The following is a 26,041-nucleotide window of genomic DNA, read 5'->3' on the forward strand; positions in this document are numbered from 1 at the left end:
CCCGGTTATCGCGTGGGGATTCGCACCAGGACGCTGCGCTGTGCCTGTGCAGTCGAACCCTCGAGTTTGACCGTGCGTTGGGCCCCGTTGAGCAGGTTATAGGGGAACTTCGCCTGCAGGTCATAGAAGGCCGCGCTTCGCATTCCCGTCTGCGGATCAACGTCCTCGGCGCGGAACAGGCCCACGGTCACGCTGCTGTAATTTGGTCCGTGGAAGTAGAAGGCCTGCTCTCCCTCGCTTCGTAGCGTCGCCACGGCTCGCTCCGCTGCCCGGCGGGCGTCTTCGCGTTCGGCTTCGCTCGGAGACCGGCCATCGCTTCGGCCATAGCTGCCGATCTGGAGTGTGTAGGCATACTGCGAGCCGTATGCCCTGTGAACATTCAGCAGGTCGTACTGCGGATTCGACCCGGGAACCGGCTGGGGCGGCGTCAGCAGGGCCTGTTCGAATGGCTGGACGCCCTGGATCTCGACCTGGCGGATCATGCTGAGTTCGGCCGCCGCGCGCGGATCGTCCGGCCCGCTGAATCGACCGTACGTCAGGATGATCGCTTCGCCCCGCTCCTCGAGCCTGGCACCGGAGAGCCCGCCCTCGCCCGTCACGCGGCCAAGAGCAAACTGGGCAGCCTGGGCTGCCTCTTGCCCGCGAAAGGCGGCCAGGACGATGGTCCAATCGCCGGACTCGCGAGTCGAACCTCCTCCAAATAGCGATCGGCCTTCCTCTGGGTCGATGCCGGGCTCGGGTGCAGGAGCCGAAGCGCAGCTCGAAATCGTCGTCATCGCCGTGCAAACGAGGATGAGCGCCGCACGAGCTACTCGGTTGTCCTGATAACTCATTCGCATACCCTAACTGTTTCCGTTCATCGTCTGGGCTGAAGTCAAATTAATTTATCCCGCTCGGACGCCATGCAAGGCCCTTTGACGATACTGGCGAGTCATGAAATCCGCTCTGGCGGCCTCTGAGGGCGACTTGAGCCATTCTTGGCCTTCGGGGTGATCTTTGTAGCGGTCGTGCCGAGTCGGACGATATTCCTGCTGTCCCAAGCATGGAATTTGGGACAAGAGAGAGCGGTGGTCGGACGGCAAGGGAACTGCCGTCCACATGCAAGGCACGGATGTGTTCGATCGAAGGGGGCCACTGGGTTCCTGACGTTATGCCCTTGCCGCCGCCGGTAAGAGAGAGGGGTTGTTCCTTTGATGCGTTCGAGAGATTCTGTTCGGAGATCACGCCCCATGTCAGACATTGGCCATATCCACTCGGGGGGCCACGCCCGGGACATTGAGCCTCGGCCGTCCAAGCGTCAGGCCCCGGCATCTGCCGATCAGCCGGGCCGTGCGGCGCATTCCCCTCGCCGTGAGCCAGACCGGGTTGAGCTTTCCCCCGCAGCCCAGGCAGGCCGCGACGCTGGGGAGATTCGTGCCGAGTTGGTTGTCCGCGTCCGCGAAGAGATCGTCCGCGGAGTGTACGAGTCTCGCGAAAAACTCGATGCCGCGATGGATTCACTGATCAGCGAGATCAAGACGCACAACTGAGTACGGCTGTCGGCCTGACTCGCGAATACCGGTTGGAGAGAGAGCGCGGCGCTGCGATGCCTCAGGGTGTCTCGGCGTCGTGCTTTTTGTCGAGCTCCGCTTCAGCCGGAGCAGGATCGAGCAGTTCATTGGCAGCCCCGATGACCTGAGACACGGCCCGGGCGAATCGCATTGGATCAAGGGTGTCCGCCGTGTCTCCCGGGGTGTGGTAGTGGGGGTTGCGGAAGTTCGCGGTGTCGGTCAGCATTGCACCCGGCCAGCCGCGGATCAGGAACTCGGCATGGTCCGAGCGCATGAGGTCGGGGGGTGGAACAACGAACATGTCGATCCTCACGACGTCGGCTTCGGGCTCGGCACGCTCCATGGCCGCTGCCAAGGCCGTCGTGAATGGCTGATGACGCTTGACACCCAGGATCGCCAGGAAGTTGCCGCGATCTGGCTGCTGGAATCCTTCCATCGGCGGGAGGGGTGAGCGCTGGCTGCCGGGCTCGTCGCTGTAGTAGCCGAGCATCTCCAGCGAGACGGCTCCGAAGATCGACATTTCACCTCGATCCACGGCTGGCTCGATGTGCTCGGTCACGTGGTGGCGAGCGCCTACGAGGCCAATCTCCTCGAGCGTCGTAAAGAGCAGTCGGACGCTTCGCTGGCGGGGACGATCCTTGAGTAGTCGGGCAGCCTCGAGGAGGGCAACCACGCCGGTCCCGTTGTCGTCGGCCCCGGGGCTGCCAACGACGGCATCCATGTGGGCCATGAGCACCAGCCATTCGTTGGCGGACTCACCTTCGCCATGCAAATCCACCCAGATGTTCCGAGGGGTGGGGGCCTCTTCAGGGGTCAGCCGCGCAAAGCGATCGGGCCGCTCGACCTCCTGCGTGTGGGGCGTGAGCCCCAGGGCCTCCAACTTTCCCAAGACGAACTCTTCTGTCTGCTGCAGTCCCGCGACGTCTTCGGGCGTGCGATGGCCCGCCCGATTCGTGGGCAGCTCGGCCAGGAGTGCCATCACAAGGGCCTGGTCGACCTGGTGCCAGCTGGCCGCCTCGACCGCCTCCTGACCCCGAACAATGCCCGGCAGCAGCAACACCACGATGAGTGCCTTGAGCATCACTTCATTGAGCCTGGAGAACATGGCGGGACCTCCGCGTTGTCTTCGGACCTTGGAGTATATGAAAATCGAGCAAAGTTCCCTGCACCAGCAGGTGGGCAGCCGTGGCGGACGCCGTTGCATTGTACAATGGCGGCACAGAGGAGGATTCGATGATCAGAGCCGGCAGCTTGGGGTGCTTCACTGCCTGTCTTGCGGTGGCCACCGCCGCCGAAGCACAGCTTCGCGTAGCGACGTGGAACCTCACGAACTTCAGTGGCACCGATGCCGATCGCAACGTCGCGCTGCGGACCGCCCTCTTCGACGAGTTCGATGGCAGATCGCTTCGGCCCGACGTGCTCGTGCTGCAGGAAGTGACCGGCAGTGCCGCGGCCAGCCGGCTGGCTGGAATTCTCAATGCCGATCCACGCGGCGGCCAGGACTGGGCGCTGGCGCCATTCATCGATGGCCCCACGACCGACAGTGCGATGGTGTATCGCACGTCGCGCGTGGTCGTTCGCGACGCCGTCGTTGCATCCATGGGCGGCACCTCGCCCCTGCCGCCACGGAACACCATGCGCTATGACCTGGCGTTGGCGGGTTACGACACGCCGATCATCAGCCTCTACAGCACCCACATGAAGGCGGGCACGTCGGGCAGCGACCGAGCTCGCCGCGAAGCCGAGGCCCAGGCCATCCGCGCCGATGCGGAGAATCTTTCTGAAGGCACGCACATCATGCTGCTGGGTGATTTCAACATCCAGACGTCGAGCGAAGACGCGTACCAATTCCTGATCGAGAGCCGCGCCGACAATAATGGCCGCTTCTTTGATCCGATTGCCAGCCCGGGCTCGTGGAACAACAGCTCGCTCTTTCGCTTCCTGCACACCCAGGATCCTGTCTCGCAAATGGATGATCGGTTCGACTTCATCCTGATCAACGATGATCTCTTCGATGGCGACGGCGTGGAGTATCTCGGCGACGTCGCCGCGACGTTCAGCCGCACGACCTTCGACGATCCGAACCACAGCTACCGCACGTGGGGCAACGACGGCACCTCGTTCGATGCGCCGCTGAGCCTTTCGAACGACATGGTGGGACCGATCATCGCCGAGGCGCTGCGCGAGGCTCCGGGCGGTTCGCTGGGCCATTTGCCCGTGTTTCTTGACGTGTTGGTGCCCGCGAAGATCGGTACGCTGGCCTCGCTGAACTTTGGCGAGGTACAAGTGGGCGACGAAGTCACGCTGGATCTGCCGGTCGGTAACCTGGGCAGCGTGGCGCTGTGGAGCGCCGACGGCGTGCAGCCCCTGCGGTTCAGCGTGGTCGCTCCGCCACCGTTTGATACGCCGCTGGAGCTGTTCACCGTGCCGGCTGGCGCGCCCACGGAGTTCGTGCCGATCACGCTGCTGCCAACGGTCGAAGGCTCGATCGACACGGAGTTGCGTGTCGTGAGCAACGATCCCGACCGCCCCGAAGCGATCGTCCGGCTGACCGCCACGGTGGTGGGGGGCGCCTGCCGCGCCGACCTGGACGGCAACGGCAGGCTCGATATCTTCGACTTCCTGGCCTTCCAGAACCTGTTTGCGGTCGGCGATCCTGCCGCCGACTTCGACGGTGACGGCGAGTTGACGCTCTTCGACTTCCTGGCCTTCCAGAACGCGTTCGATTCTGGGTGTTGAACCGGCACTGACCGAATTGGCCCGGTGAAGGACGAGCGTTACTCCGCGTCGTCGAAGTCGTCCTTGTAGGCAATCTCGAAGTCGTGCACCGTCGCGACGTCCTTGGCGCTCTTGCCGGCGAAGTCCTCGAAGCGACCGACGATCGCGTCGGCGTCGCCCGCCAGCGAGCCCATGACGCGGAACTTGTTCTTGAGGATGTCGTGCAGGTCGGCTTCGGTGTTTCGCGCGTGGCCGGCGGGGTACATGACCAGGCCGGAGTCGTGCGTGTTGCCGCTCGTGTCGGTGATGACCATGCTGGTGGGGATGCCGTCGGGGTACTTGTCGTCGTATTCCTTGCCGCCGTGCTCGAAGGTGATCTTCTCCATGAGCGAGCGGGTGACGGTGTTGTGGATCGAGGCGCGGTCGTAGTCGTAGGGCGTGAGGATGAGGTCCTTCCAATTCACCTTCTTGCTCTCGAGCGCCTTGCGGATGAGCGTCGAGACGATGTAGACCATGCTGTGGTCGGCAGACTGACGGGTGGTGGGGTTGCGCTTGGCGGGGTCGCCGATGATGCCAAATGCGGGCTCGTACGCGACGATGTTGATGTTCTTGATCGCGCCGCCGTCGGCCTGCTCGAGAAGGCCGGGGTTCTTGGTGAAGAGATCGATGACGGCCTGCAGCGCGCCCGCGCTCTGGTGCTCGTAGAGGCCCAGCTTGAAGTGCATGCCCATGACGGCAAAGTCGCTGCCGGACTTTGCCAGGACGAGGTCGAATGGACTCGCGTCGGCCTTGTCGGTGTTCGCGTCGGTGGCGTTCACGGCCTTGAACATCTGGCCGGGGCCCTCGAAGATGCGGAAGATAGCCTCGGGGTTGCGGAAGATGTCGCGCGGGCCGAGGAAGCCGGCCATGGCGCGCTTCATGCTGAGGATGGCGACCTCGGTGCTGATGGCGGCGCTGGCGCCCTTGCTGTCGCTGAGCTGCTTGCCCGCGCGGATGGCGCGGAAGGGGATGTAGTGGGCGACGACCATGCCGATGGCCCGCTCGATCTGCTCCTCGGTGGCGCCGAGCATGGCGCCGAAGACCGCGGCGCTGGCGATGGCGCCGTGGACGACGTGGTCGACCTTGTAGGTCTTGAGGCTGAAGACCTCGGCCAGGCGCCCGCGGATCTCGTCGAGGCAGACCATGCCCTTGAGCGCCACGTCGCCGCCCGCGCCGAGCATCTGGGCGGCGGCCACTGGCACGGCGTAGAAGTCGTTGTGCCCGAACTCGCCGGCGGTGTGGCCCAGCGCCGGGTTGTAGCCGAAGTTGGTGCCGTTGCTGTCCCACTCGCGGACGGCGTTGGCGTTGGCGAGGATGGCCTTCTCGGCCTTCACGCGCTGGCTGGAGCCGAAGCAGGTCGCGCCGTGGGTCGTGGCCTTGCCCAGGGGCTTGCCGGTGTGGCCCGCGGGCACGGCGTACTGCAGCGCCTCGTCGCGCAGAATGGTGGGGGCGTTGGTCCGCAGGGCCAGGGCGCTCACGCCGCACAGGCACGCGTCGGTGTAGAACAGGTTGGTGCGGTCGAGCACGCTCTGGTCGGGCGTGCCGCTCGCCATGAAGTCGATGGCGTACCGCGCGATGCCGCGGGCCTGGTTGGTGTCGGCCGGGAGGGTGGCGTGCGTGTCGGTGCTGCTGGGCGCGGTAGTCGCTTGGGTCATGTTTGGGGGTCCTCTGGAGTGGTGGGGGAGGGTAGGGGGGTGGTGGAGATTTGGCGATATGGTTTCGCTGGCAGGCGAGTCGTTGGAGCGGCGATGACTGAAGGAATCCAAGAACTGGTGCGTGCGCTCGGCGGTGATCCCACTCGTTGGAACCATGTGGAGCCAAGCGACTTGGCGGCTTGGTTCCGAGGAATCGCGAGACAGATGGGCACCACGCTGGTGCGGGCCAGCGCGGAGCTTGGCGACACGTTCTCGGCAGGACGGTTCGACCTTCGTGGCTCGACGCTGTACTTGTTGCGATTACATGGAGCTCCGTACACGATCTGGTCGACGAGCAGCGAAGTGGGCAAGGTCGAACCATGCGTTGCGCCCATTGAAGCGTGTGCCATCGACTACGGCCCGGCGACACTGATCGACGAGTCACTCATGCGAACTCGGCTTCCTCTTGCTGAGTGGGTCGAGTTGGGGTGCGATCGACCGAGTCTGTTAACGTGGTTTCATCCGAACAGTCGGCCGAGTGTCGCGGAAGTATGCTTCAACAATTACGCCTGAAGGAGCCACGCCATGCACATCCAGTACAACTACGCCAACATCGACGCGTCCGACGCCCTGGAGTCCCACGTGGCCCAGCAGCTCGAGTCGCAGGTGGGGCACTTGTACAAGCACCTCACCGGCTTCGAGGTCCATATCGCCGACGAGAACAGCTCGAAGAAGCATGGGCCGGCCGACAAGCGGTGCACCATCGAGGCCCGGCCGCGCGGGCGCGACCCGATCACGGTCGAGGCGCACGCGGACGACTTCTATCCGGCCATCAACGACGCGGCCCAGAAGCTGCGCAGCGCGCTGACCAAGCGGCTCGAGCGCGACTAGCTGCCCACGCTCCCCGTAAACACGAACCAACCCAGCCCCACGAAGAACAGCCACCAGCCGTAGATGGCGTGCTCCATGCCGGCGGCCAGCGTCGATTTCGTGCGCAGGTACGTCCACGCGAAGAGGATGCCGCCAGGGAGGGTCGTCGCGAAGGCCATCCAGTGCCAGAACGGCGCGTGCAGCCAGGTGAAGGCCAGCACGTTGAGGACGAAGAGCACGCGGACGTCGGGCACGATGCGCCGGTAGCGGTGGAAGAAGAACGCCCGGTGGGTGATCTCCTGCGGATACGCGCTCAGCCACGGGTAGCCGATGGCGATGAAGAGCAGGATGATGGGGGCCTCGCGTGGCAATCGCAGGAACGCGTCGACCTCTTCCCCCCCGCGGCTCAGCGTCATGAGCCCCGTAAGCTTCGAAAGCACGTAAGCCGCCGCGAGCATGGCCACGGCGTTGATGGCAAACAGGCCAAAGATGCGCTTGGCATCCTTGCGGAAGGCCGGCCAGTTCCAGAGCTGGCGGGCGGGGTAGCTGGGGTCGATGGCCAGCCAGATGCCCAGGAGCATGGCCGAGGCGATGAGCGTGGGGAACAGCAGCGAGCCCGGTGGCACCGGCGGGTCGGCCAGCACGTTCAGCCCCACGGCGTTGAAGAGTCCGTCGAAGCGGTTCTCTGGATCCATGACCGCGGCTGCCAAGGCGGGCAGGAAAGCGAAGAGGAACGCCATCTCGATCCATAGCCACGCCCGCATCGCGAGCCGCGGCCTGCCGGGGGGATCGATCGGATTGGGGATGCTGGTGCTAGCTGAGGTCATCTGGAGCACAATGATGCCCCCGGGCCCTTGGCCACGCCGGGCCGACCTTGGAATCCCTTGGCCGTGGCCCCCCCGTGACCCAGAAGTTTCAGAAGACCCCAGCACCCCCCTGCTGTCGCCAAAACGCCGATAATACCAGTTATGTTGAATTCAAAGTGAGGCCGCCGGGGGTGAACTCGCCGAGGCCGAGAGACGGCAAGGGTTGGGCTGGAGCGGCAGGTGACCCGGGGTGCTGGGTGGGGTCACGCTGTTCTCAAGGTCTCGGGCTCCGTCCCCTCGCGATCCACGGCTCCGCCGATGACCAGGGCCGAGGCGATGATCAGGATGTTCTTGACGATGTACTGACCCTCGAGCGTCAAGCCATACGGCACGCGGCCGGGCTGGAATGTGACCTCGGGCAGGATCACCAGCGGCATGAACGTGCCGACCATCTGCAGGGCCAGCAGGCCGATGGCAAAACGGAGCGTGGGCCGGAACAGGAACAGCACACCGATCAGGACCTCCCACCAGCCGATGATGGCCAGCCAGGTCTCGGACGAGAGCAGGGGCATCCAGTCCACCGTCTGGAGCACCAACTGCTCGGCCGGTGAGATGCCCAGCGGCTTGAGGACGCCGAACCAGATGAAGATGACGGCCAAGGCGAATCGGAGGGCCCCATGGCCATAGCGACGCATGAATCGTGCGATCCGCCGGTCGATTGTCTTGAGGTTCATCGCTGCCTCCGGAGCCATGATACGAACCAGCCGCCCGTGTCTGGATGCTCGCGCAACGCGCTCGCCCTATCTTGATGCATGGCCCAGGAAACCACCATCTTCGACAAGATCATCGCCGGCGAGATCCCGTGCCACAAGGTGTACGAGGACGACCACGTCCTGGCGTTCCTGGATGTCGCGCCGCTGAGCCGGGGGCACACACTGGTGATCCCCAAAGAACGCGCGGCCCAGATGGACCAACTGAGCGACGAATCGGCTGCCGCGATCGGCCGGGTGCTGCCGCGGATCTGTCGAGCGGTCCTCAAGGCAACCGGTGCCACGGCGTACAACCTTCTCCAGAATAACGGGGCACAGGCGCACCAGGCGGTGATGCACCTGCACGTGCACGTGATCCCCCGCTATCCGGAGAAGGCCGAGGGCGAGCCGGGAGGCGGACTGGGGATTGGCTGGCCAGCAGGCGAGCTCCAGGATGGGCCGCAACTCGCGTCGGAGATCGCCGCCGCCATGGGTTGACCCCCGGGCCGATGTGCCGTGGGGCGCCGGCCGGAAACTGCCCACCAGACCCATCGGATAGGCCGCCCCCGCGAGGTGCCCACGGGGGATTCTGGGCCTACCCTTCGCCTCACGAAACGGTCCGCCCGCGGGCCGTACAGGCTTTGTTCATATTCTCGCCTCCGAGGAATCACACCACATGGCGCAAGGCACCATCACGCAGGTCATCGGCTCCACCTTCGATGCGCAGTTCGCCGAGAGCGACCTGCCGGAGATCTATAACGCCATCACCGTCGAGGCCGACACGCCCGCAGGCAAGTTGACCCTGGTCGGCGAGGTGCAGCAGCACCTTGGCGGCGGCCGCGTCCGCTGCGTGGCCCTCGGCTCGACCGACGGCCTGCGCCGTTCCATGCCGTGCACCGACACGGGCTCGCCCGTGAGCGTGCCGGTAGGCGAGGGCGTGCTTGGCCGCGTGTTCAACCTGCTGGGCGAACCCATCGATAACCGTGGGCCGGCCAATACGACCGAGCGTCGGCCGATCCACCGCCACAGCCCCGAGTTCACGGCCCTGAACCCCAACACCGAGATCCTGCCCACGGGCATCAAGGTCGTCGACCTGCTCTGCCCGTTCGTCCGTGGCGGCAAGATCGGCCTGTTCGGCGGTGCCGGCGTGGGCAAGACCGTCATCATCCAGGAGATGATCGCCCGCGTGGCCCGCGAGTTCGGTGGTTATTCCGTCTTCTGCGGGGTGGGCGAGCGCACCCGCGAGGGCAACGACCTCTGGCGTGAAATGCAGGAGGCCGAATACACCGATGAGAACGGCAATACCGCCCACGTCATCGACAAGGTGGCCATGGTGTTCGGCCAGATGAACGAGCCCCCCGGCGCCCGCCTCCGCGTGGCGTTGAGCGGCCTGACCATGGCCGAAGAGTTCCGCGATGCATCGGGTAAGGAAACGATGATGTTCGTGGACAACATCTTCCGCTTTACCCAGGCGGGTTCGGAAGTGTCCGCGCTGCTTGGCCGCATGCCTTCGGCCGTGGGTTACCAGCCGACGCTCTCGACCGAGATGGGCGAACTCCAGGAGCGCATCACCTCGACGGCCAAGGGCGCCATCACCTCGGTGCAGGCCATCTACGTGCCGGCCGACGACCTGACCGACCCCGCCCCCGCCACCGCGTTCGCCCACCTTGACGCGTTTGTGGTGCTCGAGCGTTCGATCGCCGAAAAGGGCATCTTCCCCGCCGTCGATCCGCTGGCCTCGACGTCGACCATCCTCGACCCCAGCGTACTGGGCGAGCGTCACTACACCGTGAGCCAGAGCGTGCAGCGCATCCTGCAGCGCTACAAGGACCTTCAGGACATCATCGCCATCCTCGGCGTCGATGAGCTGAGCGAAGAGGACAAGCTGATCGTGGGTCGCGCCCGCAAGATCGAGCGATTCCTCAGCCAGCCGTTCTACGTGGCCGAGGTCTTCACCGGCTTCCCGGGCATCTACACCAGCCTGGAGGACACCATCGACAGCTTCGAACGCCTGGTGAACGGCGAGGGCGACGACCTGCCCGAGAGCGCCTTCATGTACGTCGGTACGCTCGACGACGCTCGCGCCAAGGCCGAGAAGATGGCGGCGAAGGCTTAAGCGACACCCGCGATCGCGCAACAGCTTCGAGCGGCCCCGGGCCGCTCTTTTTGTTGTCTTCCTTTCAAGGCGCCTGGTCGACAATGGACAGGCCCCCCAGCGGGTCGCCCGCCTCCGCGTCACCCTGCCAACCGGTCAATGCCCGGCTGGCAAGCGCGTACGTTTCGCCCTGACGCGCATAGTGCCAGGGCTGCTCGGTCACCGGATCGACGTGCAGGCCATCGGGCAACAGGTCGCCCAGGTCGTCGAGCGATCCGGGCAACTGGTCGTGCACCAAACGATATCGCTCAATCGCGATCGCCACCCGCGTGCCCGCCGATTCGATCCGAGTTCGTCGTCCCCATGCGATCGGCTGCGCGTACTCGCTCAGCGTGATCATGAGCGCCGGCCAGCGTTCGCCCGGGCCATCGCCAAGGTCCACGAACGCCGTGTGCAGCGCGTCCAGCGCGGCGTCGGCTTCCACGATCGCAGCGCCACTGGCACGGGCCGACGCGTTCGCTGCCTGAACGAACCGATCCAGCCACGCCAGAGAGTCTTCAAGCGGCCCGCGATACTCGTCCTGATCGAATCCCATCGACGCCATGACGCCATCCCATTCGGCGGCTCGTCGATCGTCCAGATGGCCCCCCACCGTGTGCATGCGCTCCAGCGAGTCAAGCGTGACAATGCGATCACCCCCGATCGCGTGCGTCGCCGGCGCGAAGTCATGCTCGAATCGCCTGATCCGCTCATCGAGGGTGCGCAGCCATACATCGTCGCGCACGGGTGCGAGCCGCAGAAGCGAACGTTCCAACGCCAGCGCGCTGGTTGCGATTCGCCAGGCATAGACGTACTCCAGCGTGCCGCCCTGCCAGGAAAGGACCTCCGCCAGCGTCAGCGATTCGTCGAGAGCCGCCATCCGCTCGATCGGGCCGGGTGGATCAGACTTGGCCGCTACGTACGCCCGGACCGAGAGAGCCCGCTGCAGGAAAATCGCCTCGCGCGGCCCGTCCCATAAGGCCCCGATCAGTAGATCCTCGGGCGCAAGCTCATCGAACGGCCGAACGGCGACCCGGACCTCGACGAGGCGAGCAGCGGTATCAAACAACCCCGCGGCCTCTGCATCGCTCACGGCCGCCGCCAAAAGGTCCAGCTCCGCTGCATCGGCATTGCCGATGTCGAATCCGCGGAGCACCTCTGCCTGTTCGCCAAGCGCCTCGCGCGCCTGGGCGACGTTTGCCAGTTCCATCGCGAACTCGTCCCATTGATCCCTGGCGTCCGGCCATTGTTCGAGCTGCGCCCGCAGGATGTACTCATGTAACGCCGGAGCCTGCGCGGTCCTTGACACGGGAGCCATCGACGTCCGCCATCGCCACATCCCAACGCAAAACGCAGCCAACACGACCACCGCCAATGCGAGCCCAAGCAAGACCCGCCTGGCGCCGCCTTCACCTAGACCCATCTACCACTCCCCCGCATACTTGCACCCAAACTCCCCCGCCGCCCGCTCGATGAGTTGGTGCCGCCGCTTGATGAGTTGGCGGGCGTGCAGCGTGTCGTGATCGGCCCAACTCGCGAGGAGGTCACCGGCACGGATTGCAAAGCCCCTGGGGTGTTGGTGCGCACGCTGCCAGTCGATCGCCTCCAGCGGCCCCAGCGAGTCGAGCCAGGCAAGGTTTTCTCGCCGCAGCCTCCTGAATTCGTCCCGAAACGCCTGCGGATCGCCGGCAAGGTCGTTGAACCGCTTGACGTCTCCCTCCGGGTCGATTGCCGGCCAAGGCTCTGCCGGGTCTCGCAGCGTACTTTCCAGGCGGGGGCGGAAGTCCTCTCGTTCCTCGCGGGCGAGGTGGCCCAGGATCTCGGCAACAGCCCAGTGTTCGGGGGCCGGCTTCCATCGCCACTCGGATTCTGGTACGTCGGCGACGATGGCCGCCAGGAGATCCGGGAACGACCGCAACCGTTCAACGCACACCGCGGGCTGGAATCGCGAGGCCGGATCGGGCAAGACGCACCCCCTCTTCGCCCGAGGGTAGCTCGGCGGCGTAGCATGCACGAGCCACAGGAGGCCCGGCCATGACGACCACCGGCACCACCTTCCCGACGATCAACCTGCTTAAGTGGATCGACGAGCATCCCGAGGCGTTTACGCCACCGGTGATGAATAAGCAGTTCTTCAGCGAGAGCGAAGACGCGATCATCTTCGTGTCAAAGGGCCCCAACACCCGGAACGATTACCACGTTAACGCGACCGAGGAGCTGTTCTATCAGCTCAAGGGCGACATTGCCGTGCGCGTGCGACCGCTCGATGGTTCCGAGCCGCACAACGTCATCGTGCGCGAGGGCGAACTGTTCCTGCTGCCCCGCTGGGTCCCCCACCGCCCCCAGCGGCCGGCGGACACCTTGGGCCTGATCGTCGAGTTCCCCCGTGGATTCGATGAGAACGGCAACCCCCACAAGGACGGCCTGCGCTGGTATTGCCCCAAGTGCGACACGCTGGTGCACGAGGCGACGTTCCTGCTCAAGCACATCGACCGCGACCTGCACAAGGTGATGGATAACTTCTGGGATGGGCCCGAAGAGGGCCGGACGTGCCAGAACTGCGGCACGGTGATCACACGGGCGCCCGAGTTCGAGATGGATCCGTTGGGCGGGGGATGAGAATCTCAGCACCCTCGCACGAATCGATCCTGAAACGCCAGGAAATCGAAGATCGTGAGACGTCCGTCGCCGTCCAGATCCGCTGAAGATTCACCATCGGCGAACTCGGCCTGGAAGGCAAGGAAATCGAACACATCCAGCACGCCATCGCCCGTGCGATCGGCTGCACACAAGACCAGTGTCGCAGTGTCTTCGGCATAGACAACATGGGCCGGCCCCACCGCTTGGACCGCGGCGGCTTGCTCCACCTGGATGCTGGAGAACCGTCCAGTCAGCGATGTCGCGAGCAGGAACTCGTATCGATCGCTCGGCTCGGGTTCATAGCCATCCGCGAAGCGAACCTCCAATGTACCGTCGAGTTCGAGCATGGCGTTGCCAGCCACGCGGTCGTGCAACGCCGCACCAGCACCGGCGACGTCAACGATGAGCCTGGAATCGGGGTGGCACGCGAGCGTCGCGTCGGCGACCTCGATCACGCCCGGACGACTCGGGCCGCCTTCCCCATTGGGCGAGAACGTTCCCTGAAGGACGAAATCCCCAAACCGGATGAGACCACGGCCGCGCACGACTCCGGTTGGGCCGATTGTGATCGGTTCGCCAACACCACGCGTCCGCAACGAGGCGGCGGAGGTATCGCCGGAATCTGGCGCGCTGAGTTCGACGATTGCATCCAGGGCTGATCGTGGTTCGACCCAGAGAATAGTCAAGCGATCGAGGCTGGCGGAGTTGACCATCAACACGCCGGGATCTTTCGCGTCCGCACCAATCCGCCCCCCGATGACTGCGCTGGTTCCCGCAACGATCTTCCACCGTCCCTTGAATGTGGCATCGGAAACGGTGCCCCCCTTCAGGGTGCCGGCCTGGTCCCCATGTCCTGCTACCCATCGCCCGCCACGAAGTTCCGCCGACGTCAGGCTTATCGTGCCGCCAGTCGAACGGATCTCGCCACCATCTGCTTGCGAAATAACGGCATCCGGACTGAAAGAGATGAACCCATCCGGCCCTGGCGCCTCGATTACGCCCTCATTGTGAATGCGGCCGTAGAGCCCACCCCAACCGGTGACAACACCTTGCGGCAGAATGGTGGCGACACCATCGCGAAACTGGCCCAGCCCCGCGGTTGTGGCAGAATTGAGCACGACGCGGATGCCAAGGGACGCGTCGCCAAACAATTGAATGGTGGTCGTGGCAGTGCCCTTGTTGTCGTTGACAACGATCGTGGCATCACCGGTAAGTGATCCTTCGACCGTGAATCGGCGTCCCTCTCGCATGCCCCAAAGGCCTTCGAGGGTGCAGTCGAGAAGCGTCGTGTTCAACGCATCCAATGAGGCAGAGGCCCCGACTGCAGTGCCGATGGCAATTCCTGTGAGATAAGACCCGTTAGGCGAAAAGATCCCCCCTTCGGATAGTTCCAACCGACCCCCTTCGATGGACGTCGGTGATAGCGTGGATATCGCGACCGTAGCATCGGAGTCGACTCCACGTATCACCCCGTCCGTGGATTGGACGATTCGCCCGCTCAGTAGGAGTCTTGGGTCATCCCCATTCGCCTCGATGACGCCGTGGTTTTCAAACCATCCGTCAAGCCATCCACCGCCCGTTACGCGCCCACTCGAAGTAATTCGCACCGGAATACTCGGATCATCATTCGCGATGCGACTTCGCTGCGATGCGCCGGAATCACGCCTGAGCCGCAGCGTTCCTGCTACGACACCCCCGCCGTCAACAAACAGCGTGGTATCTTCCCCACGGTCGGGCGGCTGAAGCCAGAACTCTCCCGCGCCACAAAGCTCGCCGAGTCGGAACCGGCGGTTCTTCGCCAGTAGCGCGACCGCTTGCGGATTGCTGAGATCCAGCACGTCCACCTGCGGAAAGGGCAACGGCGAGCCCATGGGCACCCCTGCGATCGTGACGACGTAGGGTCCATCCCCGCCCAGCGTGGCGCGGTCGTCGGGGCCCGGCACACCGGTGGGAAGCCAATTGCTCTCAACGTCGAAGCGGCCATCAAGGGGCATCGCCCACTCGTACTCTGTCTGGGCGATCGCGGCGGTTCCGGCCGCGAGAGACGCTGCGACAGCCATGAGCCTGCTGGCTCTGGGGGACTGCTGTGCCGTACAGAGTTCACGCTTGCTTGGTCGATGCATAGCGGCCAGATTAACCGATTCCCGATCGCCGATCAAGCACATTTCGTGACGATACCATCCGCCATGCCCAGGCCATCGGTCTTGACGCCTTCCGATCCAGCGCTATGCCCGGTCCCGGCGGGTAGCACGGGCTGGCTCGCGCTGGCGATTCGCCCTACGGTCATCCGCCGCGGACTGATGTACGCCGTCATCGTCGGCGCGGTGCTCATTACGATCAACCACGGCGACGCGATCGTTCGCGGCGATGTGGCGCCCGGGCGGTTCCTGAAGATGGGTCTGACGGTGCTGGTGCCCTACGTCGTCTCGACGCTCTCGAGCGTGGGCGCCCTGCGCACCGTAGCGCGACAACAGCACGCTCAACGCCACTGAAACCCTACCGCAATCGGCCGATGATCGCTGCCGACGTCAGGCCCCACCGCCGACCACACCGGCTCGAGCGTCCCACCGTAGATCGCGTGATCGATACGGATGCCCGGGGCGAGTGATAAGAGCCCCCGGGTCGGACCCCAAGTCGCTCCGCGACCGCCACCGATCCGGTCGTGTGCCTCGCGCATGTTCCGCTTTGCAAAGCGTCGCAGGTGGTTCGAGCGCCAGGGCGCATTGAAGTCGCCTACGAGGAGATACCCGTCGACGTGTGCCCCGAGACGGTGGTCGGCATCATCGGCCAGCACGTCCAGTTGGCGCAACTGAGCCCGCACCAACTCATACCTCATCGGCGGATACACGTGGACGTTGGCGACGTCGACGAGTCTGCCCTGGTGTTCGATCGTGGCCCGTGGCGCGGTCATCTTCCAGCGACGCGCGAAGACGTCGGTCTCGAGTTGGTCGAACGGCAAACGGCTTATGATTGCCTGTCCGTGAGCACCGCCCGGCTCTTGCCACGCGTACGGGTAGCTCACCTGGAGCGACTCGCGCACGACGGTCGGGAACGGCTCGTCATACTCCTGCAACAGGATGATGTCCGGATCCACCTCTTCGATCCAGGCGAGTAGCAGCTCGGGGCGTGCCGTGCCGTAGCGGATGTTGCAGCTGAGGACGGTCAAGATCGACTCGTCGTCGACCGGTGGCGGCGTCGAACGCAGGGCGCGCAGCCCGATGGGGCCCATGGTGACCAGGACGCACAGCAGCAGCGCCGCGCCGAGCCTCCAGCGCCGCAGGGCAATGGCGACGAGCATGAGAAGAGTTACCGCCAGGCCCGCGTGGAAGGCGAACGTCTGCACCATGAGTGCCACGAAAGCAAGGCTCGGGACGTTGTCGCCCGCTAGCCTCGAACCCGCCAGAGCCAGGAGGAGGCCGAGGGCCGCGGCCCACGCCACAAACGAAAACCCGCGAGCCAGCGTGCTCCGGGCGTGCGTGCGACTGGTGGTGTTCGTACCGCCGACTGGCATAGCCACGCTACGCCATGGCACGCCAGCGGTTCGCTCACCCGGCTGCCGGCTCGGGCGCCCCAGTCTTGGTGAACGTAAACGTCGTCCCCTGCACGTCCACCAGGATCGAATCCCCCGCCCCAAACTCGCCGGCCAGGATGCGGCTGGCCAGCGGGTTCTCGATCCGCTGCTGGATCGCCCGCTTCAGGGGGCGGGCGCCGTAGGCCGGGTCCCAGCCCTCGCTGGCGAGTTGGGCCTTGGCCGCGTCGGTGAGCTCGATGGCCATGTCGCGGTCGGCCAGTCGCTGCCGCAAACGGCCGAGTTGGATCTCGGCGATGGTGCCGAGCTGGTCCTTCTTGAGCTGGTGGAACACGGCGATCTCGTCGATCCGGTTGAGCAATTCGGGCCGGAAGAAGGCCCCCCGCATATCGACGTCGAGGCGGGCGTTCAGCTTGCCGCTCTCCATGTCGGGCGTCAGGCCCTTGCCCGCGACGTCGACGCCCGGGCCGTGGCGGATCAGATCACGCACGGCGGCCTCGATCTCCCAGTCCTCGGCGCCCTGCTCGGTCATCTGCTGGATCTTCTGGCTGCCCAGATTGCTCGTCATGACGACGATCGTGTTGCGGAAGTCGACCGTGCGGCCCTGGCCGTCGGTCAGGCGGCCGTCGTCGAGCAACTGGAGCAGCACGTTGAAGACGTCCTGGTGCGCCTTCTCGACCTCGTCGAGCAGGATCACGCAGTACGGCCGGCGCCGAACGGCCTCGGTGAGGGCGCCGCCTTCGTCGTACCCGACGTAGCCGGGGGGCGCGCCGATGAGGCGACTGACGGCGTGCTTTTCCATGTACTCGCTCATGTCGATGCGCACGAGCGCGTCCTCGGTGTCGAACAGGAACTGCGCCAGCGCCTTGCACGTCTCGGTCTTGCCCACGCCCGTGGGTCCGAGGAACAGGAAGCTGCCAATGGGCCGATCGGGATCGCCCAGTCCTGCGCGACTGCGGCGCACGGCGTCGGCCACGAGCCGGAGCGCATCGTCCTGGCCCACCACCCGCTCGCGCAGGTGTTCTTCCATCCTCGTCAGCTTGTCGCGCTCGCTCTCGACCAGGCGTGACACAGGGATGCCGGTCCACCGCCCCACCACCTCGGCCACCTGCTCGGCGTCGACTTCTTCCTTCACCAGCAGGTCTCCCTGCTTGGCCTTCTCACGCAGCGCGCTGTCGGCCTTGGCAAGTTCGCTTTCCAGCTCGCGCATCTCGCCGTACTGGATGCGAGCGGCGGTCTCCAGATCCCCCCGCCGCTGGGCCTGCTCCAGCTCCACGCGCTTGGCATCGATGGTCTCCTTGATGCTCTTGACCTGGTCGAGCTCGGCCTTCTCGGCCTCCCACTCGCTGGTGAGCGCCCGGTTCTTCTCCTGGAGCTCGGCGAGTTCCTTCTCGATGCGGCTCAGTTCCTTCGCGCTGCCGTCGCTGCTCTCCTCGAGCTTGAGCGCCTCCCGCTCGATCTCCAGCTGCATGATGCGCCGCCGCAGCTCGTCGAGCTCGGTGGGCATGCTGTCGTTCTCGATGCGCAGGCGGCTGGCCGCCTCGTCGATCAGGTCGATGGCCTTGTCGGGCAGGAAGCGGTCGGCGATGTACCGCTGGCTCAGCTGAGCGGCGGCCAGGATCGCGCCGTCCTGGATACGCACGCCGTGGTGGGCCTCGTAGCGTTCTTTCAGGCCACGGAGGATGGCGACGGTCTCCTCGACGCTCGGCTCGCCCACGAAGATGGGCTGGAAGCGGCGCTCGAAGGCGGGGTCCTTCTCGACGTGCTTGCGGTACTCGTCCAGCGTGGTGGCGCCGATGCACCGCAGCTCGCCGCGCGCCAGGGCGGGCTTGAGCAGGTTGCCCGCGCTCACCGCGCCCTCGGCCGCGCCGGCGCCAATGATGGTGTGCAACTCGTCGATGAAGAGGATGACCTCGCCCTCGCTCGCGGTCACTTCGCGGAGAACCGCCTTGAGCCTCTCCTCGAACTCGCCACGGTACTTGGCGCCCGCGAGCAACTGCCCGACGTCCAGGGCCATGATTCGCTTATTGCGCATGCCCTCGGGGCAGTCGCCGTTCACGATCCGCAGCGCCAGCCCCTCGGCAATGGCCGTCTTGCCCACGCCCGGCTCGCCGATGAGCACGGGGTTGTTCTTCGTCCGCCGGCTGAGCACCTGCATGGTGCGGCGGATCTCTTCGTCGCGGCCGATGACCGGGTCGAGCTTGCCCTGCTGGGCCTTCTCGGTCAGGTCGACGGCGTACTTCTTGAGCGCCTCGTACGTCGACTCGGCGTTCTGATCGGTCACGTTCTGGACGCCGCTGGACTTGCGAACCTGCTTGATGGCTTCCTCGATCGCCCGGAACTTGGCGCCCACCGCGTCGAGCACACGCTTGGCTCCGCCTTCCTCGGCGCAGGCCAGCAACAGGTGCTCGGTCGCGATGTAGGAGTCGCCCATCCCCTTGGCGTGCTGGTCGGCCTTCTGCAACAGGCTCATGATCTCCCGGCCGGTCTGTCCCGCGGCCGACGACGTGGTGGGCAGGCTCTTGAGCTCGGCCTGCACGACCTGGAGGGCGCGGTCACCGCGAACCCCTGTCTTCTCGAGCACGGTTCGAGCCGATCCATTCTGATCTTCCAGCATGCTGGCCAGCACGTGCAGCGAGCCAACTTCCGGATGCCCGGCCCCAAGCGCCGAGGCTTGGGCTGAGGCGAGGATCTGTTGGCTGGCGGTGGTGAGCTTGTCGGGCGTCATGTCGGGTCCCTCCGAAAGAATCGGAAGAACCTCATACAAAGGGCGCGCCGAAACGACAAACCCCGCTGGCGGGCCTCCCAGCGGGGTCAGGATTCGTCAGGCACGGCAGTCCGGCGACCCCGGCTGCCGCTCTGGCAGCATCTCAGCCGGAGACGTCCAGCCGGCCGCCGCCTTCTCCCGGCAGCGGCGTCCCCGAAACCTCGCCCCGGCCGGCCCGGCCAACGCTGGCGGCCGCTTCGATCAGGGAATTCATGGCCCGGCCCTCGGCCCGGGCGGCATCCAGTTGCTTGCCCGCCACGGCCATGCTCACGGCGTTGGCGATGCTGACGTTGCTCATGCTCGGAACGTTCATGGGCCTGTCATCGGCTCTTTCATCGATCAACTGAAGCCACATGACCGCCGGTACCTTCCAAACGCCGATCGTCCCGGGTCCGAAACCCGAAATATCGCGGGCAGGCGGGCAGAACCGCCGATCTGGACCCTGCGAACCGGAGTCCGCGGCGCTTGACCGGGCCGCGGCACGGTCGTACAACAGCGGCCGAGCGGATCCGCAACCCCGGGCCGCCGGGCCGGTAGGTCCTATCGAGCATGTCCCGCGGCGCCCAGGCCGCGACGCCACACAGAGAAGGAAGCCACGCATGACCCGCAGCCAAACCACCCGCCGTGTCCTGATCTCGGGTCTTCTCGCCGCGACCGGCGTTTCGCTCTTGGCCGGGTGTGGCTCGTCGGGCCGCCACACCTACCTCCGCTGGAACGTGGCCCCCGAACTCGAGACGCTCGACCAGCGCTGGGTCGATGCCGACAACGAGTACGCCATCATGAACAGCGAGAACACCCGCATGCTTCGCTCCGACTGGCGAAAGGTCTGGTACGTCGACCGTCCCAGCCGCCTGAGCCGCGAGCCCAAGCCCTACTAGCACCTCAGTTCATTCAGAACACGCCAGCCCGACCAGAAGGTCGGGCTTTTTCGTCGCTAGCCCACGTGCTGAGCGACGAGCCGTTCGGCGATCTGGATGGCGTTCAGGGCCGCCCCCTTGCGGAGCTGGTCTCCGCAGGTCCACAGGCCGAGTCGACGCCCGTTGCGAGACAGCCTCGGCCGCGAGATGGACACCAGATCGCTCCCGGCGATCGCCCGCGGTGTGATCAGGGCTTCGGGATCGCCGTTGAAGGCCACGCCGGGGAACGAACCGAAGATCTCCGCCAACGCCCCCATCGTCGCCGGCCGCTCCAGTTCGAGCGTCACCGACTGGCTATGGCACCGCTCGACCGGCACGCGAACGCACGTGGGTACGACGTCCAGATCGGGCGCGCCGAGGATCTTGCGGCTCTCGGCGATGATCTTGGCTTCCTCGACGTTCAGGCCCGACGCCGGATCGACGGGGGATTCGTGCGGAAACACGTTGAATGCGCACGAGACCGGGAAGACGTCCGGGCGCGGCTCGTCTCCGTCCAGGAGGCGCCGTGACTGCTCGAAGAGTTCTTCGACCGCCGCGCGCCCGGCACCCGAGACGGCCTGGTAGGTCGAGGCAAGCACCGCCTGGACGCCAAAGGCGCGACGAACCGGCTCGACCGCCAGCAGCAGGAGGATCGTCGAGCAGTTCGGGTTGGCCACCAGCAGGGGGCCATCGTCGAGCAGGCCGCCATTGACCTCGGGCACCACCAGCGGCGTGGACGGATCCAACCGGTACGCCGACGAGTTGTCCACGACCCGCACGCCCGCGGCCGTTGCTTGGGGAATGAACGCCCGGGCGGTGTCCGCGTCCGTGCAGAAGATGGCGATGCCGCAGTCCTGCAGGGCGCCCGGTTCCAGGCGGGCGATGACCACCTCGCCCGGGCCATAGGCAACCGGCGTCCCGGCCGATCGCTGCGAGCCGAACGCGCGGATCCGATCAATGGGCACGCCCGCGCCGGCGAGGATCGAGAGCGCTTCGCGGCCCACGAGCCCGTACGCGCCGACGACCGCGATGGTCGTGCCGGCCAGCGGTGATTCAGCGCGCGTCACGGCTCAGCCCCCTCCATCGTTCTTCGGCTTGCGGCGTGGCAGCAGCCCGTCGAGTCGGTCTCGCACCTCGTCGCCGATCTTCTCCTCGATCTTGTCGCGGGCCCGGTCGATCTCTTCCTGCACCTCTTCCTCCACGCGTCCGCGCACCTTGTTGGCCAGTTGCGTCGCCCCCGCCTGCGCCAGGGCGTTGCCCCACGCCTGGGCGTCGATGTCCAGCCGGGGGGCGTCCAGCGGGCCGGTCACGCCGATGGGCAGGCGCAGCTCGCTGACCTGCGCCGAGCCCGCCCCCGGCAAGGTGATGGTCGAGTCTCTCACCAGGACGTTCAGCGGCAGGCTGACCCAATCGGGCCGGAACGCGCCCTCGATGACCGCGTCGACCGTGCCGCCGGCCAGCAGCGGCTGCTCGCCGCCGGCCTTGAGCGCGGCCGAAACCCGCTCGGCGGGGATGCCGCGCCGTGCCAGCAGCAGCGTCGAGTTGCCCCCGCCCGCGGCCGCCGAGCCCAGCGTGATGTCGGCCTCGTACAGGTTCGATCGGCTCTTCACCGTCACGCGGGGCGGGCCCTCCACCAGCCAGGGCTGGGTCGACACGTTCTCGGCTCGCGCGTCGAACACCTCGCCGGGCGCATCGGCGGCGGTCATGCCCTCCACCACGATCTCGCGCACGAGGAACTTGGGCGCCTGGTCCACCAGGTGGTCGGCGGCGACGAACGCGTAGCCCTTCTCGGCGATCTCGCGGGCGAGCCGGTCTCGGAAGGTCTCGCGCTCCTCCTCGGGCGGCGCGCCCGGCCCGGCGTCTTCTTCGCCGGGCTTCTTGTCGCTGGCCTTCTCCAGCCACTCGCGTGCCTGCTTGAGCCGGTTCTTCCACGTCTCGGCCTGCTCGATGTAGTCCTCGAGCGTCTTGCCCTCGCCCTCGGCCGCCGGCGGCTCGCGGCGCGGGCCGATCAGGATGCCCGGCGTCGCGCGTTCTTCGCCGGTCGACGCCTCGCTGGCCACGAGCCGATCGATCGCGAACCGCTTGCGCAGGAGATCGGCGTTGCTGAATTCGCCCTCGAGCCGCGCGGCTCGGAAGATGTCGGTGGTGAGGTCCTCGGGATCGGCAACGGCCAGGGACGTCACCATGATCTGACCGTCCGAGAGGTCCACGTCGGCGCTGCCCACGTCCACCGTCGCGCCGTTGGCGCGCTCCAGCCCGGCCTTGAGCGTGTACGTCACCACCGGCTCGGTGAAGAACAGCGACGCCACCCACACCAGCCCGACCATGAGCGCCGCGATGGCGATGCCCAGCGGCCGCACCGGCAGGCCGACGCGCTTGGCGGCCAGTTCCTCGTAGCTCTTCTTCTGCTTGCCGAAGAGCAGCCAGACGAGCCCGCGCACCCACTTCTTGCTCGTTGCCTTCTTGTAGCGCTCCGAGCCCTCTTCCAGGCCGGCCAGCGTGCGGCGCAGCCGGCCGATGGCGATGATCATCGCCGCCGCGGCCGTCGCGCCCACCACCACCCCGAGCACGATGCCGCCCGTGGTCGCGTAGTACTCCAAGCCGAACCACGCGAGCACCGGCGCGTTGATGAGCGTGCTCATGACGCCGCCCCCACCTCCAAACACGGGACCATCGAGCACGGCCCGCCCGACGGCGAACTGGACCGGCATGATGAGCAGGCTGAGCAGCTTGCCGCCCGCGGCCATGAACGTCGCGACGAACAGGTTGGCGTTGAGGACCAGCAGCAGGGCGAGCAGGAACAGCAGCAGCGCGGGCGAGGTCTTGACGCTTGGCACGAAGCCGATCATCGCCCCGAGCACGCAGGCCATGCCCACCTGCACGGGCGTGACCTTGCCTCGAACCAGCTTGCCGATCTTTCGGGTGAGCATGGGGCCTCCTTGCCGTGAGCGCTTGGCCCGAAGGATAGGGGGCCATGGATGCGATCCGGGATCGGCCCTAGGGCGTGGCGGCGGTGGCCTCTGGCTCGGGCTTGAGCTTGGGTTCGGGCTTCGTTTCGATCTCGCCCCGGGCGTCCTCGTCGCCCGTCACGCTCTTGAGCGTCCCGAACCACACGGCGTGGTGGCACGACCAGTCGCCCTTCTTGCCGCTGGCGCGCATCGCCCGCACCCGGTAGCGCACCTCGCGCAGGCCGGTGGGCACGTCGTCGTCGGTAAAGCGCTTCTCGGCCACGATGTCCAGCGGCAGCCAGTCGGACGCCTGGCCCCACCCGCCCTCGACCGGCACGAGCCGGCGCTGCACCTCGTAGAGCAAGCCGCCGCGGCCCTCGTCCGCCATCTCGAACGTGACGCGGATCTGGCCGTTGTTGACGATCTTCGATTCGAGCTTGGAGGGCATCGCCGGCGTGGGCCGCGGGCCGCCCTTGTCGGGCGGGTCGATCCCCGCCGCGGCGTACACGCCCGCGCGCCGTCCCCGCGGCTCGCGCTTGGCCCGCCCGTCGATGGTGGCCATGAGCGAGGCGAAGCGGCCGCGCAGGTTCGCCATCGCCTCGCGCTGGCGCACGAAGCGGGCCTTCGCAAGCAGCCTGGTCTTCTGCGCGTTCTCCCTGGCCTGGGAGGCCGCGACCAGGAGGGCCTCGAACTCGTCCACGTCGAGCTCGGTGAGCCCGAACGCGGCCGGGTCGCGGTCCTTCCACCGCTTGACCAGCACGCCGCACTTGGTCAGGAACTTCTCGCTGTCTCGATCGGCCCGTCTGGCCATGGCCCCGCCCCCGTGCTGCACGTGCACCCGATACCGCCGCGCCCCGCGGCGCTCGTCGCTCGTTCGGCCGGCCGCCACCGGCCGCTTCCAACTCCTCCATCGGCCAGCCGGGTGCGCGACTGAAGCCCGGGACGCCTCGCCTCGCGGAGCCCGCGTCGCCGCCCGTCGGCCGCGGGTCACCCCACCGGATGACCGCGCCCCGCCTCGTGGTGCGCGGTGCTTGCCTCACGGGCCGCATCGCCCGGCCCCCAGGCCGCCGCCCTTATGCCCCAAGCCGCCGCCCCCGGCGCCCGGGCCGGCTGGTCCGCGGCGCGACGCGGTCTGTTGGTGGCGTCCGCAGTGGTGCGTGCGGGCCGCCCGAGGGAGCTGAACCGGCCCTCGGAGCGTGCCAGGCCGGTTTCGAGCGTCCGCGGACCCTTCCGAGGCGCGTCCGAGCCCCGGGGTGGCACTCCGGCGCCGCCGCGCCCCGACGCGCCACCGTGTGCACCCCCGGGGATCGCACGCCAACGCCCTGGAAGCGGACCGCCACGGGCGGTGCGGGCATTGAAAAGGGCCCGCGTGGCGGGCCCTTGGGGCACGAACGGCTCCTCGTCGCGGGGCCGGGCCTCAGTCCTTCTGGGCGTCGTAGGCGTTCTGGTAGATCACCGCGTCGGTGGCGTCGGTGTCGCCGTCGGTGTCCATGTCGACGCGGCGGGCGCCCGTGGCGTAGAAGTCGTTGAAGGCAGCCATGTCGAAGAGGTCGACCATGGAATCGCCGTTGAGGTTGGCGTTGTTGCAGTTGATCGGGTTCTCGAGCAACCAAACGTCGCGACGGTCGATGTCGGTGATGCTCGACGGGTTGGTGCCATCGTCGTGCACGAGCGTGTGCACCGACCACAAGTCGCACGTGAACGGGTCGGCCTGCATGTCGCTGAAGTCTGCCCAGCGGGTGTTCGTGGGCGTGTACGCGAGCTTGTCCGGGCCCGCGACGACCTGCACGTTCGAGTTCGCGACGACAGAGTCGTATGTCGTGTTGAGCTGCACGCGGCGGACTTCGGGCCACGTGTTGCTGTTGGAGAATGTGTACTCGATGTACGCAACGCCCTGCTTGGTCACGCCGATGGACGGGAAGTAGCAATCACCGCCGTTGGTGCCGTCGTCGCTGATGCGGCCGGTTTCCAGGATCTCGGGCGACCAGCTCGCGGGATCCTGCACCTTGCGGAAGTCGTCCACGTCGGGGTCGATGTAGTACCACTGGACGTGGGCGCCGTCGACGTTGCCCGCGCCGTCCTGCGTGTACACGTGGTGGGTTGCGAAGATCCGCATGTCGCTGTTGGAGTCCGGCACCATCACGGCCGAGGAGAAGTTCGAGGAAGTCGAGGCCGGGTTGAACGTGTCGCCGCTGCGGGTATCGGGCGTCTCGATCTGATAGTCGCCACGGCCCGCAAAGAACTCGAAGCTGCTGTCTACCTCCATGTCGGCAAGTTCGCCGGCGCCCGGACTGCCGCTCGGAATGAGGTGCTGGGTATAGCGCCACTGACCCGGGTTGTCGGAGTCGTCGAACCACAGGCCGGCCAGGCGGATCGCATCCTTCTCCCCGGTCGAACGATCGAGAGAAATGAAGAACTGCGCGTTGTCCTCCTGATCGAAGGGCTCCTGGACGGGGTAGTGGCGGCTCTGAAAGTCACGCTCGTACTCAGGTTCGGTCTCGGGCAGATCACGCGGCCGCAGCACGGTGATGTCCTCCTCGTCGGGCTTGTACCCGTCGAGCATGGATCGCGTCGTGCCGCCCTCATCGAACTCGATCGGGATGATGAAGTGCGCCTGGAAGGTGTACGGCGTGTCGTAGCTGACGGGGGGACCCGGATCGAGAATCTCTGCGTCGATGCCGAACGCGGTCACGTACACGTACTCGTCGTCAACCGCGATGATCGGCAGGTCAACCAAGGCCTTGGGTCCCACGGTGGTGCC

The 26,041-nt window shown here is 66.4% G+C and carries 23 protein-coding genes; 8 read left to right on the top strand and 15 right to left on the bottom strand.

Annotated elements, in window-relative coordinates; all coding sequences use genetic code 11:
- Positions 1-5: 5 nt before the first annotated feature.
- On the bottom strand, positions 6-833 hold the full coding sequence (locus tag RIE32_13435; protein ID MEQ9097252.1) for a hypothetical protein: 828 nt from the start codon (positions 831-833) through the stop codon (positions 6-8).
- 757 nt (positions 834-1,590) lie between these two features.
- A complete protein-coding gene (locus RIE32_13440) occupies positions 1,591-2,655 on the bottom strand; it encodes a M20/M25/M40 family metallo-hydrolase (protein MEQ9097253.1) in 1,065 nt (354 codons plus the stop codon).
- 128 nt (positions 2,656-2,783) lie between these two features.
- Between RIE32_13440 and RIE32_13445 the strand changes: the two genes are divergently transcribed.
- Positions 2,784-4,289, top strand: a complete 1,506-nt coding sequence (locus RIE32_13445) for a GC-type dockerin domain-anchored protein (GenBank protein MEQ9097254.1) — start codon at positions 2,784-2,786, stop codon at positions 4,287-4,289.
- Positions 4,290-4,327: 38 nt separating this feature from the next.
- On the opposite strand, the gene RIE32_13450 is transcribed toward RIE32_13445, so the two are convergent.
- A complete protein-coding gene (locus RIE32_13450) occupies positions 4,328-5,962 on the bottom strand; it encodes an MmgE/PrpD family protein (protein MEQ9097255.1) in 1,635 nt (544 codons plus the stop codon).
- Between the two features lie 93 nt (positions 5,963-6,055).
- On the opposite strand from RIE32_13450, the gene RIE32_13455 reads away from it, so the two are divergent.
- Entirely contained in the window at positions 6,056-6,514 is a 459-nt protein-coding gene (locus tag RIE32_13455) for a hypothetical protein (protein MEQ9097256.1), read from the top strand.
- A 12-nt stretch (positions 6,515-6,526) separates the two neighbouring features.
- Entirely contained in the window at positions 6,527-6,832 is a 306-nt protein-coding gene (gene raiA / locus RIE32_13460; GenBank protein MEQ9097257.1) for a ribosome-associated translation inhibitor RaiA, read from the top strand.
- On the opposite strand, the gene RIE32_13465 is transcribed toward raiA, so the two are convergent.
- The gene (locus tag RIE32_13465; GenBank protein MEQ9097258.1) at positions 6,829-7,638 is read right to left on the bottom strand and encodes a CPBP family intramembrane glutamic endopeptidase; all 810 of its coding nucleotides are present in this window, start codon (positions 7,636-7,638) and stop codon (positions 6,829-6,831) included. The genes raiA and RIE32_13465 overlap by 4 nt on opposite strands.
- A gap of 242 nt (positions 7,639-7,880) precedes the next feature.
- Positions 7,881-8,351 carry a hypothetical protein gene (locus tag RIE32_13470; protein MEQ9097259.1) on the bottom strand — a complete coding sequence of 157 codons (471 nt, stop codon included), beginning with the start codon at positions 8,349-8,351 and terminating at the stop codon, positions 7,881-7,883.
- 78 nt (positions 8,352-8,429) lie between these two features.
- Between RIE32_13470 and RIE32_13475 the strand changes: the two genes are divergently transcribed.
- The gene (locus RIE32_13475) at positions 8,430-8,864 is read left to right on the top strand and encodes an HIT family protein (protein ID MEQ9097260.1); all 435 of its coding nucleotides are present in this window, start codon (positions 8,430-8,432) and stop codon (positions 8,862-8,864) included.
- 178 nt (positions 8,865-9,042) lie between these two features.
- Positions 9,043-10,482, top strand: a complete 1,440-nt coding sequence (atpD, locus tag RIE32_13480) for a F0F1 ATP synthase subunit beta (protein ID MEQ9097261.1) — start codon at positions 9,043-9,045, stop codon at positions 10,480-10,482.
- Between the two features lie 64 nt (positions 10,483-10,546).
- Here the strand turns inward: atpD and RIE32_13485 are convergent, their stop codons facing one another.
- Both RIE32_13485 and RIE32_13490 read right to left on the bottom strand, forming a co-directional pair.
- Positions 10,547-11,809, bottom strand: coding sequence for a hypothetical protein (locus RIE32_13485; protein MEQ9097262.1), 1,263 nt, complete (start codon positions 11,807-11,809; stop codon positions 10,547-10,549).
- A gap of 114 nt (positions 11,810-11,923) precedes the next feature.
- Positions 11,924-12,466, bottom strand: a complete 543-nt coding sequence (locus RIE32_13490; protein ID MEQ9097263.1) for a DinB family protein — start codon at positions 12,464-12,466, stop codon at positions 11,924-11,926.
- Positions 12,467-12,534: 68 nt separating this feature from the next.
- Between RIE32_13490 and nbaC the strand changes: the two genes are divergently transcribed.
- Entirely contained in the window at positions 12,535-13,119 is a 585-nt protein-coding gene (gene nbaC, locus RIE32_13495; protein MEQ9097264.1) for a 3-hydroxyanthranilate 3,4-dioxygenase, read from the top strand.
- Positions 13,120-13,124: 5 nt separating this feature from the next.
- On the opposite strand, the gene RIE32_13500 is transcribed toward nbaC, so the two are convergent.
- On the bottom strand, positions 13,125-15,200 hold the full coding sequence (locus RIE32_13500) for a GC-type dockerin domain-anchored protein (protein MEQ9097265.1): 2,076 nt from the start codon (positions 15,198-15,200) through the stop codon (positions 13,125-13,127).
- Positions 15,201-15,326: 126 nt separating this feature from the next.
- On the opposite strand from RIE32_13500, the gene nrtS reads away from it, so the two are divergent.
- Positions 15,327-15,632, top strand: coding sequence for a nitrate/nitrite transporter NrtS (nrtS, locus tag RIE32_13505; GenBank protein ID MEQ9097266.1), 306 nt, complete (start codon positions 15,327-15,329; stop codon positions 15,630-15,632).
- Here the strand turns inward: nrtS and RIE32_13510 are convergent.
- The 3 genes from RIE32_13510 to RIE32_13520 all read right to left on the bottom strand — a co-directional run bounded on the left by RIE32_13510 (position 15,620) and on the right by RIE32_13520 (position 19,734).
- Complete coding sequence (locus tag RIE32_13510; protein MEQ9097267.1) at positions 15,620-16,486, bottom strand: endonuclease/exonuclease/phosphatase family protein; 867 nt, start codon at positions 16,484-16,486, stop codon at positions 15,620-15,622. The two genes, nrtS and RIE32_13510, sit on opposite strands and share 13 nt — an antisense overlap.
- Positions 16,487-16,685: 199 nt before the next feature.
- Positions 16,686-19,397 carry an AAA family ATPase gene (locus RIE32_13515; protein MEQ9097268.1) on the bottom strand — a complete coding sequence of 904 codons (2,712 nt, stop codon included), beginning with the start codon at positions 19,395-19,397 and terminating at the stop codon, positions 16,686-16,688.
- 142 nt (positions 19,398-19,539) lie between these two features.
- Positions 19,540-19,734 carry a hypothetical protein gene (locus tag RIE32_13520; GenBank protein MEQ9097269.1) on the bottom strand — a complete coding sequence of 65 codons (195 nt, stop codon included), beginning with the start codon at positions 19,732-19,734 and terminating at the stop codon, positions 19,540-19,542.
- A gap of 301 nt (positions 19,735-20,035) precedes the next feature.
- Here RIE32_13520 and RIE32_13525 point away from each other — a divergent pair, with 301 nt between their 5' ends.
- A complete protein-coding gene (locus RIE32_13525; protein ID MEQ9097270.1) occupies positions 20,036-20,314 on the top strand; it encodes a hypothetical protein in 279 nt (92 codons plus the stop codon).
- 56 nt (positions 20,315-20,370) lie between these two features.
- Here RIE32_13525 and RIE32_13530 read toward each other — a convergent pair whose 3' ends face one another.
- The 4 genes from RIE32_13530 to RIE32_13545 form a co-directional block, all read right to left on the bottom strand.
- Positions 20,371-21,399, bottom strand: coding sequence for an aspartate-semialdehyde dehydrogenase (locus tag RIE32_13530; protein ID MEQ9097271.1), 1,029 nt, complete (start codon positions 21,397-21,399; stop codon positions 20,371-20,373).
- Positions 21,400-21,402: 3 nt separating this feature from the next.
- On the bottom strand, positions 21,403-23,262 hold the full coding sequence (locus tag RIE32_13535) for a hypothetical protein (GenBank protein ID MEQ9097272.1): 1,860 nt from the start codon (positions 23,260-23,262) through the stop codon (positions 21,403-21,405).
- Between the two features lie 67 nt (positions 23,263-23,329).
- On the bottom strand, positions 23,330-24,091 hold the full coding sequence (locus RIE32_13540) for a hypothetical protein (protein MEQ9097273.1): 762 nt from the start codon (positions 24,089-24,091) through the stop codon (positions 23,330-23,332).
- Between the two features lie 606 nt (positions 24,092-24,697).
- Complete coding sequence (locus RIE32_13545; protein MEQ9097274.1) at positions 24,698-26,032, bottom strand: hypothetical protein; 1,335 nt, start codon at positions 26,030-26,032, stop codon at positions 24,698-24,700.
- Positions 26,033-26,041: the final 9 nt, after the last annotated feature.

It is taken from the genome of Phycisphaerales bacterium, assembly GCA_040221175.1.
Classification (GTDB): domain Bacteria; phylum Planctomycetota; class Phycisphaerae; order Phycisphaerales; family UBA1924; genus JAHCJI01.

What these genes read in the sequence shown, in the direction of transcription:
- RIE32_13435 (MEQ9097252.1), bottom strand. Translation starts at nt 833, where the DNA reads ATGAGTTATCAGGACAACCGAGTAGCTCGTGCGGCGCTCATCCTCGTT.
- RIE32_13440 (MEQ9097253.1), bottom strand. Translation starts at nt 2,655, where the DNA reads ATGTTCTCCAGGCTCAATGAAGTGATGCTCAAGGCACTCATCGTGGTG.
- RIE32_13445 (MEQ9097254.1), top strand. Translation starts at nt 2,784, where the DNA reads ATGATCAGAGCCGGCAGCTTGGGGTGCTTCACTGCCTGTCTTGCGGTG.
- RIE32_13450 (MEQ9097255.1), bottom strand. Translation starts at nt 5,962, where the DNA reads ATGACCCAAGCGACTACCGCGCCCAGCAGCACCGACACGCACGCCACC.
- RIE32_13455 (MEQ9097256.1), top strand. Translation starts at nt 6,056, where the DNA reads ATGACTGAAGGAATCCAAGAACTGGTGCGTGCGCTCGGCGGTGATCCC.
- raiA (MEQ9097257.1), top strand. Translation starts at nt 6,527, where the DNA reads ATGCACATCCAGTACAACTACGCCAACATCGACGCGTCCGACGCCCTG.
- RIE32_13465 (MEQ9097258.1), bottom strand. Translation starts at nt 7,638, where the DNA reads ATGACCTCAGCTAGCACCAGCATCCCCAATCCGATCGATCCCCCCGGC.
- RIE32_13470 (MEQ9097259.1), bottom strand. Translation starts at nt 8,351, where the DNA reads ATGAACCTCAAGACAATCGACCGGCGGATCGCACGATTCATGCGTCGC.
- RIE32_13475 (MEQ9097260.1), top strand. Translation starts at nt 8,430, where the DNA reads ATGGCCCAGGAAACCACCATCTTCGACAAGATCATCGCCGGCGAGATC.
- atpD (MEQ9097261.1), top strand. Translation starts at nt 9,043, where the DNA reads ATGGCGCAAGGCACCATCACGCAGGTCATCGGCTCCACCTTCGATGCG.
- nbaC (MEQ9097264.1), top strand. Translation starts at nt 12,535, where the DNA reads ATGACGACCACCGGCACCACCTTCCCGACGATCAACCTGCTTAAGTGG.
- RIE32_13500 (MEQ9097265.1), bottom strand. Translation starts at nt 15,200, where the DNA reads ATGGCTGTCGCAGCGTCTCTCGCGGCCGGAACCGCCGCGATCGCCCAG.
- nrtS (MEQ9097266.1), top strand. Translation starts at nt 15,327, where the DNA reads ATGCCCAGGCCATCGGTCTTGACGCCTTCCGATCCAGCGCTATGCCCG.
- RIE32_13510 (MEQ9097267.1), bottom strand. Translation starts at nt 16,486, where the DNA reads ATGGTGCAGACGTTCGCCTTCCACGCGGGCCTGGCGGTAACTCTTCTC.
- RIE32_13515 (MEQ9097268.1), bottom strand. Translation starts at nt 19,397, where the DNA reads ATGACGCCCGACAAGCTCACCACCGCCAGCCAACAGATCCTCGCCTCA.
- RIE32_13520 (MEQ9097269.1), bottom strand. Translation starts at nt 19,734, where the DNA reads ATGAGCAACGTCAGCATCGCCAACGCCGTGAGCATGGCCGTGGCGGGC.
- RIE32_13525 (MEQ9097270.1), top strand. Translation starts at nt 20,036, where the DNA reads ATGACCCGCAGCCAAACCACCCGCCGTGTCCTGATCTCGGGTCTTCTC.
- RIE32_13535 (MEQ9097272.1), bottom strand. Translation starts at nt 23,262, where the DNA reads ATGCTCACCCGAAAGATCGGCAAGCTGGTTCGAGGCAAGGTCACGCCC.
- RIE32_13540 (MEQ9097273.1), bottom strand. Translation starts at nt 24,091, where the DNA reads ATGGCCAGACGGGCCGATCGAGACAGCGAGAAGTTCCTGACCAAGTGC.